Annotated in this window: 11 protein-coding genes; 8 read left to right on the top strand and 3 right to left on the bottom strand. The window is 60.3% G+C overall.

The window, feature by feature from the left end; translation table 11 throughout:
- Window positions 1-70 precede the first annotated feature (70 nt).
- The 5 genes from G5149_RS14495 to ruvX all read left to right on the top strand — a co-directional run bounded on the left by G5149_RS14495 (window position 71) and on the right by ruvX (window position 3,851).
- Window positions 71-775, top strand: a complete 705-nt coding sequence (locus tag G5149_RS14495; protein WP_193859543.1) for an endonuclease — start codon at window positions 71-73, stop codon at window positions 773-775.
- A 118-nt stretch (window positions 776-893) separates the two neighbouring features.
- Window positions 894-1,625: a 16S rRNA (uracil(1498)-N(3))-methyltransferase gene (gene rsmE / locus G5149_RS14490; protein ID WP_005343824.1), complete on the top strand. Its 732-nt coding sequence runs from the start codon at window positions 894-896 to the stop codon at window positions 1,623-1,625.
- Between the two features lie 51 nt (window positions 1,626-1,676).
- Window positions 1,677-2,627, top strand: coding sequence for a glutathione synthase (gene gshB / locus G5149_RS14485; protein ID WP_421212750.1), 951 nt, complete (start codon window positions 1,677-1,679; stop codon window positions 2,625-2,627).
- Between the two features lie 203 nt (window positions 2,628-2,830).
- The gene (locus G5149_RS14480) at window positions 2,831-3,385 is read left to right on the top strand and encodes a YqgE/AlgH family protein (protein WP_421212749.1); all 555 of its coding nucleotides are present in this window, start codon (window positions 2,831-2,833) and stop codon (window positions 3,383-3,385) included.
- A gap of 43 nt (window positions 3,386-3,428) precedes the next feature.
- Window positions 3,429-3,851 carry a Holliday junction resolvase RuvX gene (ruvX, locus tag G5149_RS14475; RefSeq protein ID WP_005343821.1) on the top strand — a complete coding sequence of 141 codons (423 nt, stop codon included), beginning with the start codon at window positions 3,429-3,431 and terminating at the stop codon, window positions 3,849-3,851.
- Between the two features lie 57 nt (window positions 3,852-3,908).
- Here ruvX and dtpB read toward each other — a convergent pair whose 3' ends face one another.
- The 3 genes from dtpB to G5149_RS14460 form a co-directional block, all read right to left on the bottom strand.
- The gene (gene dtpB, locus G5149_RS14470; protein ID WP_421212747.1) at window positions 3,909-5,411 is read right to left on the bottom strand and encodes a dipeptide/tripeptide permease DtpB; all 1,503 of its coding nucleotides are present in this window, start codon (window positions 5,409-5,411) and stop codon (window positions 3,909-3,911) included.
- Window positions 5,412-6,121: 710 nt separating this feature from the next.
- On the bottom strand, window positions 6,122-7,084 hold the full coding sequence (yidZ, locus tag G5149_RS14465) for an HTH-type transcriptional regulator YidZ (RefSeq protein WP_421212745.1): 963 nt from the start codon (window positions 7,082-7,084) through the stop codon (window positions 6,122-6,124).
- An 18-nt stretch (window positions 7,085-7,102) separates the two neighbouring features.
- A complete protein-coding gene (locus tag G5149_RS14460; RefSeq protein ID WP_421212743.1) occupies window positions 7,103-8,275 on the bottom strand; it encodes an MFS transporter in 1,173 nt (390 codons plus the stop codon).
- 355 nt (window positions 8,276-8,630) lie between these two features.
- On the opposite strand from G5149_RS14460, the gene G5149_RS14455 reads away from it, so the two are divergent.
- Genes G5149_RS14455 through G5149_RS14445 form a run of 3 tightly spaced genes read left to right on the top strand, consistent with a single transcriptional unit; the run spans window position 8,631 to window position 12,557 of the window.
- On the top strand, window positions 8,631-9,560 hold the full coding sequence (locus G5149_RS14455; RefSeq protein ID WP_421212741.1) for an AAA family ATPase: 930 nt from the start codon (window positions 8,631-8,633) through the stop codon (window positions 9,558-9,560).
- Window positions 9,560-10,555, top strand: coding sequence for a DUF58 domain-containing protein (locus tag G5149_RS14450; protein ID WP_421212739.1), 996 nt, complete (start codon window positions 9,560-9,562; stop codon window positions 10,553-10,555). The genes G5149_RS14455 and G5149_RS14450 overlap by 1 nt, the downstream gene beginning before the upstream one ends.
- Complete coding sequence (locus G5149_RS14445) at window positions 10,542-12,557, top strand: transglutaminase TgpA family protein (RefSeq protein WP_421212737.1); 2,016 nt, start codon at window positions 10,542-10,544, stop codon at window positions 12,555-12,557. Before G5149_RS14450 ends, G5149_RS14445 begins: the two co-directional genes overlap by 14 nt.
- Window positions 12,558-12,590 lie beyond the last annotated feature (33 nt).

The following is a 12,590-nucleotide window of genomic DNA, read 5'->3' as shown; positions in this document are numbered from 1 at the left end:
AGCTTGTGTCGCGCCCCTGTGGTAGGGTGCCCACCATCGTTCGTCAATCACCCCGTTTGCAAGGAATTCCATGCGTTTCATCTCCTCCCTCGCCCTGACCCTGCTGGCCGGTTTGCCGCTGCTCAGCGCCCCCCTGCACGCCCAGACCTTTCGCGAAGCCAAGCAGGATCTGGTGAAGCTCTATCGCAGCCAGCCTGCGGTCACCACCTTCTACTGCGGCTGCGACATCGACTATCAGGGCAAGAAAATGAGCCCGGATCTCGCCAGCTGCGGCTATGAGCCGCGCAAGCAGGCCAAACGCGCCGCCCGCATCGAGTGGGAACACGTGGTCCCGGCCTGGGAGTTCGGCCACCAGCTGCAATGCTGGCAGGATGGCGGTCGCAAGAACTGCGAGAAGGTGAGCCCGGAGTTCAACAAGATGGAGGGGGACATGCACAATCTCTTCCCCGCCATTGGCGAGGTGAACGGCGATCGGGCCAACTACCGCTTCTCCGACTGGAACGGCAAGCCGGATCAGTACGGCCAGTGCCAGATGCTGGTGGATTTCAAGGATCGTAGGGTGCAGCCGCCCAAGGGGCCGGTGCGGGGTCAGATTGCCCGCGCCTACCTCTACATGAGCCAGCAGTATGGGCTGCGTCTGGCAGCGCAACAGCGTAAACTGTTCGAAGCTTGGGATCGCCAGTACCCGGCAGAGGGCTGGGAGTGCGAGCGCAACCGCCGCATCGGCAAGCTGCAGGGCAATACCAATCCCTTTATTGAAAAGCAGTGCCAATAACCCCATTTGACCAGGGAGGGGATCACCCCTCCTATCATGAAGCCCTTCCCTATTGCCGCGTGAGCCTTGCTTGCCGCAGGATATAAAGGGTTTCCAAGCAAGAGACTGACAAGCAGCCATGCGCATTCCACGTATCTATGAACCGGCCACCCTGCAAGTTGGCCAGACCATCGCCCTGTCGGAAGACGGCGCCAACCATATCGGCCGGGTACTGCGCATGCAGCCAGGCCAGCAGCTCGAGCTGTTCAACGGCGATGGCAATCAATATCCCGCCACCATCGCCAGCGTTGGCAAGAAGTCGGTGGAAGTGACCATCGACAGCTGCGACGTCCAATCAGTGGAGTCACCGCTGGCCATTCACCTCGGTCAAGTGATCAGCCGTGGCGACAAGATGGACTTCACCATCCAGAAATCGGTGGAGCTGGGCGTCACCTGCATCACCCCGCTCTTCTCCGAGCGCTGCGGCGTCAAGCTGCCAGCCGATCGACTGGAGAAGAAGCGTGAACAGTGGCAGAAGGTGGTGATCAGCGCCTGCGAACAGTGCGGCCGCAACGTAGTACCAGAGGTGCGCATGCCGATGGAGCTGGACGCCTGGCTGGCGGAAGAGACCAAGGAGCTCAAGCTCAACCTGCACCCGCGCGCCGAGTACAGCATCAACACCCTGCCCGTTCCCGAGCACGGCGTGCGCCTGCTGATTGGCCCGGAAGGGGGCTTGTCGAGCGACGAGATCGCCCGTACCGTGCAGGAAGATTTCAAAGAGATGCTGCTGGGGCCGCGGGTGCTGCGCACCGAAACCGCCGCCCTGACGGCGATAACTGCGCTGCAGTGCCGCTTTGGCGATCTGGCCTGAAGCAGGTTTTAAGAATCTCACTAGCAATCGAGCCACAAGAAGGATATTCGGATGACCATTAAACTCGGCATCGTGATGGACCCCATCTCGGCCATCAACATCAAGAAAGATTCCAGCTTTGCCATGCTCGAAGAGGCGCAAAAGCGCGGCTATGAGCTCTTCTATCTGGAGATGAAGGATCTCTACATGGAAGCTGGTCGCGCCTTTGGCACCATGCGCCCGCTCACCGTCAAATATGACTATGCCGACTGGTACACGCTGGGCGAGGTGGTGGATCAGCCCCTCTCCAACCTCGATGTGATCCTGATGCGCAAGGATCCGCCGTTCGACACCGAATTTATCTACGCCACCTACATGCTGGAGCGGGCCGAGGATGAGGGTTGCCTTATCATCAACAAGCCGCAGAGCCTGCGTGACGCCAACGAGAAGCTCTACACCGCCTGGTTTGCCGAGCACACCCCGACCACGCTGGTGACCCGCCGCGCCGACAAGCTGCGCGCCTTCCACGCCAAGCACAAAGACGTGATCTTGAAGCCCTTGGACGGCATGGGCGGCGCCTCCATCTTCCGCATGAAGGAAGATGACGCCAACGTCGGCGTGATTATCGAGACCCTGACTGCCCACGGCAGCCAATACTGCATGGCCCAGACCTATCTGCCCGCCATCAAGGATGGCGACAAGCGGGTACTGGTGGTGGACGGTGAACCGGTTCCCTACTGCCTCGCCCGTATTCCGGCGCAAGGGGAGACCCGTGGCAATCTGGCGGCCGGTGGCCGTGGTGAAGCCCGTCCCCTGAGCGAAGCGGACTGGGCCATCGCCCGCGCGGTAGGCCCGACCCTCAAAGAGAAAGGCCTCATCTTCGTCGGCCTAGACATCATCGGCGATCGGCTGACCGAGATTAACGTCACCAGCCCGACCTGCATTCGCGAGATTGAAGCGGCCTTCGATGTGCACATCACCGGCATGTTGATGGATGCCATCGAGCGTCGGCTGGGCAAATAATCGCTGGGCAGGCTAACCGGCCTGTTCAGGGGGTAACCAGCCCCTGACAAGCCCGGAAACAGAGAGGGAGGGCTGGCGCCCCCCTCTCTGTTTCAAGGCAATCCGGCAAGGGGCGGGATCTCACCCAGCCCCAAAAAGCGGTTTTTCCCATGGGGATCAACTGCCATAATTGACCTCAAATACCTTTGCACTATTTGGCCTCTATGCAAACACTGCAAAATCACTTCCTGCTTGCCATGCCAAGCCTGACGGATCCCTATTTCGAGCGCTCGCTGGTCTATCTGTGCGAGCACAACGAAGAGGGCGCCATGGGGCTGGTGGTCAACATTCCGGTCGAGATGTCGCTGGAAACCATGCTGACCCAGCTCAAACTGAACCCACCCGCCAGTCCGGAGCTCAAGCAACCGGTGTTGCAAGGAGGGCCGGTTCATGCCGATCGCGGCTTCGTGCTGCACAGCTTCCGCCCCGGTTTCAACTCCACCCTGCAGGTGGGGGATGAGATGATGGTGACCACCTCCAAGGATATTCTGGAAACCCTGGGTACGAGCGAGGCTCCTGCCCATTGGCTGGTGGCCCTTGGCTATGCCGGCTGGAGCGCCGGGCAGCTGGAGCAGGAGCTGGTGGATGGCGCCTGGCTGGTGATCCCTCCCAATCCGGCTCTGGTGTTCAAGACCCCCATTCACAAACGTTGGCAGCAAGCTGCCGCCAGCATAGGGGTGAACCCGGTTCACCTCTCCAGCGATATCGGCCACAGCTGATCGGCTGGCCCGCTCCGCTCTCTATTTCGAGGATTTATCAGTTATGTCATCACGCAGCATCATGGGCTTTGACTATGGCACCAAGAGCATTGGCGTCGCCATCGGTCAGGAGCTGACTGGCACAGCCCAGCCTCTGCGCGCCCTCAAGGCCAACGACGGCATCCCCAACTGGGACGAAATCGAGAAGCTGCTCAAGGAGTGGCAACCGGACCTGCTGGTGGTCGGTCTGCCGCTGAACATGGATGGCACCGATCAGGAGATCACGGTACGGGCCCGCAAATTCGGCAACCGGCTGCATGGCCGTTTCGGCAAGCCGGTGGAGTTCAAGGATGAGCGGCTCACCACCACTGATGCCCGCGCCCGGCTGTTTGAGCGAGGCGGCTATCGCGCACTGGAAAAAGGCAGCGTGGACGGCGTATCGGCGCAGCTGATCGTCGAAGCCTGGATGGAAGAGCAGTACAACTAAGCCATCAACAGCAAGGCAAGGGTCGCCGCCCTTGCCTTGTCTCGCACTATCCCCTCATTACGCTTGTGATTGTCCCGCAACCAGCCCTTCGGCCTCAGGGCTCGCATTCATCATCCGGTTCAGCCAGGGCACCATCAGCCCCATCACCACCGCAATCAGCAGGGTCGCCATCCCGATCTTGCCAAACACGCCGGTGTAGATCGGTAAGGTTTGCAGCGGATCCGTCATCCCTTGCGGCACGGCGGTAAAGGTCGCCACATAGCCCCCCAGCAGGGACGCCATCGCCTGAGTCAGGAACCACATTCCGAGAATGAAGCCCATCAGGCGTTGTGGCACCAGCGCGGCGACCATCGCCAGTCCCAGCGCACTGATCATCAGCTCTCCCAGACTCTGGAACAGGTAGATAAGCACCATAAACCAGGGGGAGGTCAGCCCCTGCTCATCGGCAAACCACCAGCCGGATGCCGCCGCCGTCAGAAATCCCAGCGAGCAGAAGAACATCCCGAGGGTGAACTTGAGCGGCATGGTGAGATCCCGCCCCTTGCTGCCCATCCGGGTATAAATCATCGCGAGTACCGGACTGCCCACCACCACCCAGAAGGGGTTGAGCGCCTGGAAGCTGACCGGGTTGACGCTCATGCCCAGCATCTCGTGATGCATGTTGTTGATGGCAAAGAAGTTCAGTGAAGTCGGCATCTGGGCGTAAAGCACATAGAAGAGCACCGCCTCCAGCATTAGCACGAAGGCCACATACATCTTGTTGCGACCCACTGTGTCAAGCCTGAATGCCTCGCGGAAGAAGAAAATCACCACGGCGATGGTCACCGTCATCAACACCATGTTGGCGATCACCACGTGGTGCATCAGCCAGGCACAGAAGAAGACCATAACCACCGAGCCTGCGATTACCAGCAGCAACTTGCTGTAATTGAGCGGCAGGTGATCCGGCTCGGAGCCAATATCCTTGACCATATTGCGGCAGGCAAAGAAGGTGAGCAGCGCAATAATCAACCCCACCCCGCACAGGTTATAGGTCACGGTATAGCCGTAGTGATCGGCAATCACTGGCGCGAGCGAGAGGGAAATAAGGGAGCCTATATTGATCGACATATAGAACAGGGTAAAAGCCCCATCCAGCCGCGGATCTTTTGGCTGGTAGCATTTTGACAGCAGGCTGGCCGGATTGGCCTTGAACAGACAGTTACCAACTGCAATGGTGCCCAGCGCATAGAAAATCAGGTCGGGATTGTAGATCGACAGACCGGTCATAAAATAACCGACCACCAACACGATAGCCCCGAGCACCATGGTGCGCTTGGTGCCGAGCACATGGTCGCCGACATAGCCACCGACCGAAATCAAACCATATACCAGTGCCGAGAAGGCGCCGAAGGTAATAAAGGATTGCTCTTGGGAAAATCCCAGTTGCTGTACAAAGAAGACCGCCAGGATCCCCTGCACGCCGTAATAACCGAAGCGCTCCCAGAGTTCGACGAAAAATATCATGAAGAAGGGTTTTGGTTGTTGTAACAACCCTGTGGATGCTGTTGCTGGATGCATATTAAGCTGCCTTTGCTGAGATTTATTTTTATTCATCTGGTGGTAGCTACCGCACTATTTTTTGTCCGTCATTGCCATAACGGTAAGCGCAATCAGCCTGCCAATCTGGCTATTTTCGGGCGTACGCAACCCGTTCGATGAAGGTGTTTTTCATCTAGCCGGTTTCAATTACGGGTTATCGGGGGATGGTGAACAACATCGCGCTATGCGATTACCGGCGCCAGGCGCTACTTTTGCTGCATCCCTTCACTCAAGCCGGTTTATCAACCTTGATGCTTATTCCCCTCTGCTCCGTCACTCATGGCTGGTGGCCAGATAGCCGGAGCATGATACGGCCACAGACGACCTGTGGGGCTGGCTAACTCCGTGCTCCACTGGCAGTCCCCCTACGCAGGCGCTATCTAACCCCGCCATTCCAAGGTGGGTCATGCTATATCACTGCAAATACAGGAACTTAATGGTCGATCACACTTTAAAAGTGACCATTAGTGAAGTTTTCTAATGAAACCACATGAATTTTTTTCGTGAAAAGAGCTTCACTCGAGACGTGCAACCAAGGCCAATCTGTGCATGAAGAGAGTTGAATGGCACACAGCTTGAACCCGAACTCGGCACTTAAGTCGTGCAAAAGCCCACTCATCCGGGCGATACGACAACAAAAAGCCGGAGCAGATGGCTCCGGCTGATCGATGGGCACCGTCACGGCCACATTAGCGTGGCGATTCGTCGTTGTAGAGTCGCCGGATCTCGTTGCGCAGCCACATCACCTTGGCATCCTGATTGTGCCGTTTGTGCCACAGCAGGATGAAGGCGATCTCCAGCTGGGCGTAGAGCTTTTCGGGTAACGGCAGCGGCATAGCGATCAGATTGCCGTGATGCCGACAGGCATAACCACCACAGTAAGAGGGCGCCACCGCAATCAGCTCATGGCTCGACTGGGAGGCAATATGCAGCGCCTGCTCGAAGCTGGAGACCATGATGGGCACCTCCCGCTTCAGCCCCTCGTCCTCCAGCAGACTGTCGAGGGCCCAGGTATCGTTCGCTTCCCACACCATGCTGATCTGGGGGCAGACCAAAAAGTTCTCCAGCGACCACTTCTGCTCCAGCAGCGGGTGATCCTTGCGCAGGAACACCACCGGGCGATCGGTGAACAACTCCTCATGATCGATGTAGTAGGGCAACCGATTGACCTTGGCTTGGGAGCGGCCATGGGTCTCGCGGGCGCAGAAGCCGAGATCCGCATCGCCATTGACGATGTCGTTGAGGGAGTGGTGATCCCACCCCAGCATCCTGACCACCGAGTTGGGGTACTTCTGGTAGATGGTCATGGGCAGATCGCTCAGGAAGCTGATGTAGAAGGGGGACTCCATCACCAACGTGAAGCGGGCACCGTCGGGGATCGCCTCGCTATTGAGCGAGGTGATGCTGTCGGTGAGCTGGAACCAGACCTTCAGCTCCTCCTCCAGAGTCAGGGAGAGGTTGGTGGGCTGCAACCCCTGCCGCACCCGCACAAACAGGGGATCGTCAAACCACTCCCGCAATTTGGCCAGAGACTTGCTCACCGCCGACGGAGTGACACAGAGCTTTTTGGCAGCCCCTGCCACACTGCGCTCCTGCATCAGGTACTTGAAAACCACCAACAGGTTTAAATCGAGCTCACCCAGATTGCGCATATCCCCTCTCATCTTCCATCAGCCCTGCGACCGCGCTTCACGAAGCGCGAGCCATGGTACCAGCCCTTTAACCGCCAGATAACTGAGCAGTGCCAGCAACAGGGCATAAGTCAGCATCTCGGTTGGAGCAAAGCCAAGTTGACCCAACAGCCAGATGTAGAGGCCGGAAAGGCTGATCTGCATGATGCAGAGCACGGCGCTGGCAAACGCCACATTGCGCTGACAACCATCGAGCGCCTCCCCCATCGCTACCCCGAAGCCGCAGGAAAACCCGACACAGACCAGCGCAAATCCCGGCAGCAGCAGGTGGATATTGCCCCCCAACTGCCAGCTCCCAAGCAGGAAACACGCCGCCAATAGATAAGCCAGATGGGATACACCCAGCACCTTCTGCTTGTCCAACCAGCGCAACAGCAGCGGCGTCAGGAAGGAGGTGGACATGCTCACCCCGGCCATAACCATCATCACGATCGAGTACTGCTCGGTGGTGAAGCCAAACTCCTTCATCAGGATCAGCGGCGAGACGCTGACATAGACCAAAATGGCGGTCACGCTGGCACTGGTCAGCAGGGAGAGCAACATAAAGCGCGGAGAGCGCAGCAGGGAAAAAGGCGACACAGCGCCACTCTCCGCTTTCCGGGTCGGGCGGGTCTCCTTGAGTAACAACAGGTTGACCAGACCGCTGACGGCCGCCACCAGCGCCATCGCCACGAAGATCCCGCGCCAGTCAAAATGCGACAAGATGAGGTAACCGAGCACCGGCGCCAGCACCGGGATCACGCAGATGACCCCGTTAATCATTGAAAGTGCCATCGCCAGCCGCTCCTGACTAAACACATCCCGCAGGACGGTAAAGGTCATGATATAGAGCGCCCCGGCCCCGACCCCCTGCCAGAAACGGCCGAGGTAGAACTGGGTGATCCCTTCGGCATGACCCGCCACCAGCGAGGCAAGGACAAAAATCAGGGCGCCTCCGAGCACCACCCAGCGCCGCCCGAAGCGATCGGCAATCATCCCACCCAGCAGCACGGTGGCCGCCATGCCAAACAGATAGATGGAGAAGGCGGTGTGGATCTGCACCTCGCTCGCCTGCAGGGTATCGGCAATCCGGGGCACGGCGACCAGATAGAGATCGATCCCGACCGGATAGAGGATAATCATCAGAAAAGTGCACAACAGGAAAACAGACATGGGTGCTCCATAACAGATGGCCCTGCCGATACCTGCAAGATGACAGCGACAGGCGAACAGTGGCGGGGCCAAGATGGCCACAAAGGCAGCAACGCAGCGCGTCGCAATGGGGCAACTATATGGGCGCCAACCGCTCTCACCTAGTGAAGAGATGGCGATCGGTACATTCCAATCAGGAAATATTGTATTGAGTTACGTGCCTGGGCGGCCATATTGAATCGAGCAGACTCACTAATAAACCGCGTCACCTCCCGCTCATTGCCATCCCTGCGCTGCACTTTACCGCCCGTCAGTTATCCGCCTTCACCCTTGCGGGCGTATAAGCTGTAGGTGCGACGCAATACAGGGAATGTGTATGAAGGGAATGAAGAGAGAAGAGCAGATTGCCGGGCTGCTGGCGACACTGGAGCAAGTCATTCTGGGCAAGCCGCTGCAACTAAAAATCGCGCTGGTGACCCTGCTGGCGCGCGGTCATCTGCTGATCGAGGATCTGCCCGGTATGGGCAAGACCACCCTGGCCCACGCGCTGGCACAGGTACTGGGGCTGGCATGCAGGCGGATGCAGTTCACCGCCGATCTGCTCCCCGCCGACCTGCTGGGGTTGCAGATCTTTGACTCCCAGCAGCAAACATTTCGCTTTCACCCCGGCCCCATCTTCACCCAGGTACTGCTGGCGGACGAGATCAACCGTGCCAGCCCCAAGGTGCAGAGCGCCCTGCTGGAGGCGATGGCCGAGGGCAAGGTGAGCATCGAGGGCCACACGCACCCACTCCCCATTCCATTTTTCGTCATCGCCACCCAGAATCCGGCGGATCAGGCGGGCACCTATCCGCTGCCGGAATCCCAGCTCGACCGCTTCGCCGTGCGACTCTCGCTGGGTTTTCCGCCACGAGAGGCGGAGCGCCAGTTGCTGCGCGGCAACCAGCCGACTGACCCGTTGCCCGCCATGCTGAATGCCGCCGAGCTGGCTGCCCTGCAAGCGGAAGGTGATGCTATCCATGTTTCCGATGCCACCCTCGACTACCTGCTGGCGCTGGTGCACCAGAGCCGCTTTGATGGGGAGCTGCCACAGCCCCTCTCCCCCCGGGCAGCCCAGACCTTGCTGGCGGTGAGCCGGGCCTGGGCGCTGGTGGCGGGGCGGCGCTTTGTCACGGTGGAGGATGTGCAGGCAGTCTTCCCCTATGTGGCCGAGCATCGGCTGCGGGGCAGCTTTGGCGTACAGCACGGCGAAGCCTGTCCCCTTAGCCAGCGATTGCTGGCCCGGGTCGATCCGGACAATCCCTGATGAGCAAATTGTTTGACCGTTGGCAGCTGTGGCGAGCTCGCTGGCAACGACGCTGGCTCGACCGTCGCATTCCCCCGGCCCGCCAGATCACGCTGGGTACCCGCAGCCTCTTTATCCTCCCCACCCGCATGGGGCTGCTCTATCTGCTGGTGCTGCTCGCCATCTATCTGCTCGGCACCAACTATCAGAACAATCTGGTACTGCTGGTGGCCTACTGCCTTGGCAGCCTGTTTATGGCCGCCATGTGGCTCACCCACCGCAACCTGCTGGGGCTGGAGCTGCTGGGTGGCCCGCTGGTGCTGGGGGAAGCGGGTAGCCAGCTGCCTATCCGTATCTTGGTGCAGAGCCCGCGCCCGGTGCAGGCGCTCCGGTTTAGCCTCAACGAAGGCACCCTCTGGCTGGCACAGGTCGACGCTGTGCCCAGCACAGTTATCCTACCCGTATCGGGCTCGCGCCGCGGGCCATTGCACCTTGGTCGATTGCGGGTCGAGAGCCGCTACCCTCTCGGCCTGTTTCGCTGCTGGTCCCTGCTGGACTTGCAACTGGAAGGCTGGCTCTCTCCCAAACCAGCATTCGGCGCGCTAAGAGGGGAACATGCGACCCCAAACGAGGGGCATCAGGGCCAACCCGCTCCGGCCACTCTCGGTGACTTTGATACCCTGCGAACACATCAGGCCGGTGAACCACTGAGCCGGGTCGCCTGGAAGCAACTTGCCCAGGGGCGCGGCCTGCTGACCAAACAGTTCCATGAGCCACAGCAGGATGACACTCACCTCACCTTGCAGCGGATCGCGGGTGGGGATCTGGAGCAGCGGCTGGCAGTGCTGGCCTGGTGGTGCGCAGATTACGGCAAGCGGGGCATCCCCTTTACCCTAACACTGGCAAACCAGACGCTGGGACCCGATAGCGGCGCCGCCTTTGTGCAGCGCTGCCTGCTGGCACTGGCCCAATTCGATGCAACACCACCGAAGAGCACGCCCGATGCTGCTCGATAACCGCCGCCTGTTACCACTCATCGCCCTGCAACAGCTGCTGCTGGTCGCGGCGCTCTGGCCACAGTTGCAGCTCTGGGTGATGGCAGTAGGCGCCATGACCCTCGGCGTCCGGGCCATGATGCTGTGGCGCGGCTGGCCGCCCCTGCCTGCCCGCTGGTTGGCGCTGCTGGCCATCACTACTGTGCTGTTGCTGGGGTTGCAGTGGCGCACATTGGGCACCCTGCCCGCCCTGATCAATCTGCTCTGGATCGGCTATAGCCTGAAGATGATCGAAGTGCGGCGCGAGCGGGATATCGAGCAGGTGCTACAGCTCGCCTTCTTCCTCATCGCGCTGGCGCTGGTACAACGCCAAAGCATCGGCTGGACGGCCGGAATGACAGTAGCACTCTGGCTGGCAGTAACCGCGCTGGTGGCCGCCGTCGCCCCCGAACAGAAACGGCCTTGGCGCAGTGCGGGTGGTACCCTGCTGCTGGCGCTTCCCCTGCTCATCACTCTGTTTCTGCTGCTGCCAAGGCTCCCGCCCCTCTGGCAGATGCCCACCACCAGCCGCGCCCTGTCGGGGCTCTCGGAAGAGCTGGCCCCCGGCGATATCAGCGAACTGGTCAACTCCTCGGAACTGGCCTTTCGGGTCACCTTTGCCGATGGCCCGCCCCCGGCCCGCGAGCGCTACTTTCCGGTGATGCGCCAAGAAATTTTCGATGGCCAGCGCTGGTTGCTGAGCCCCGAGGTCAGGGCATGGCAGCAGACAGTGCCGGTGCAAACCGGGCTCCCCCTTCTGGCATCCTCTTCTCAGACCAACTCTCAACTGGCAGATAGTCCGTTACCCGCCGGGAGCTACGAGGTGATCGCCGAGCCCCAGCGCCACCGCTGGGCCTTTGCTCTGAGCGAACCGCACCTGCTGGCGGGACCGGTAATGCTCACGCCTCTCAACACCCTCTATCGGCAGGGGAGCAGCGAGATGGCGATACGCTATCGCATTGGCCGCGGCGAAGCACAGATCGAGGATGATAGCCAAGCCGCCCAGCGCAACCTGCAACTGCCAGCCGGGGGCAACCCGAGAGCGCGAGCTCACGGCCAAGGGCTGGCTGTGCGCTATCCAGAACGCGCCAAGCTGGTCGCCGCCCTGCTCGCACAGTTTCGCAGCCAATCCTATTACTACACCCTGACCCCGCCACGACTTGGCAGTGACGGGGTGGATGCATTCCTGTTCGATACAAAGCAGGGCTTTTGCGGCCACTACGCCATGGCGACCGCTTTCGTGCTGCGCGCTGCCGGTATTCCTGCACGACTGGTCACCGGTTATCTCGGCGGCGAATGGAATCCCAGGGGCAACTATCTGGCGGTACACCAGTTCGATGCCCATGCCTGGGTGGAGTATCTCGATGAAGGGGGCTCATGGCGGCGAATCGACCCCACGGCGGCAGTGGCACCTGAGCGCATTGAAGACGGCGTGAGGGAGGCCCTGAGCGACGAGTTTACCGCCGCCGACCCCCTCGCTTTGCAACGTTATCGCAACTGGGCCCTGCTCAATCAGCTGCGCTGGTGGGGCAACAATATCGAATACCAGTGGAGTCGCTGGGTGATTGGTTACGATGCGGGCCAGCTCTGGCAGCAAATCGGTCTGCGCTGGCCTGCACTGGCAGCGCACACTCCCTGGTTGATCCTCGCGAGCCTGATGCTGGTCGCCCTGCTGGTGAGCCTGCCCCTGCTGTTGCCCGCGCGCCTGCCGCCAGCGCGGCGCATCTGGCAGCCCCTGCTCAAACGGGGCAAACGCAGCGGCTACTCACCCCAGCCCGCCGAGAGCATGGGGGCATGGTGCGAGCGACTGGCGCGGCTGCGTCCTGACCTTGCCCATCCTCTGCTAAAGAGTGCGTGGCTCTATCGCCGCTGGCGTTATGCCCCTTTCAGCGACCGACAACAAAGGCGCTGCTGGCGCCAGTTGCAACTGCGTATAAAACAACTCACCCTGCTCTGGGATCAACCGCAGAAGAGCAAGCCATAAAAAGGGGGGAGCCACTGGCTCCCCCCTCAGGTT

Source organism: Aeromonas sp. 600479 (genome assembly GCF_049175515.1).
Lineage (GTDB): Bacteria > Pseudomonadota > Gammaproteobacteria > Enterobacterales > Aeromonadaceae > Aeromonas > Aeromonas veronii_A.
The sequence above is the reverse complement of the archived record's forward strand: the minus strand, read 5'-3'. Positions and strand labels throughout refer to the sequence as shown.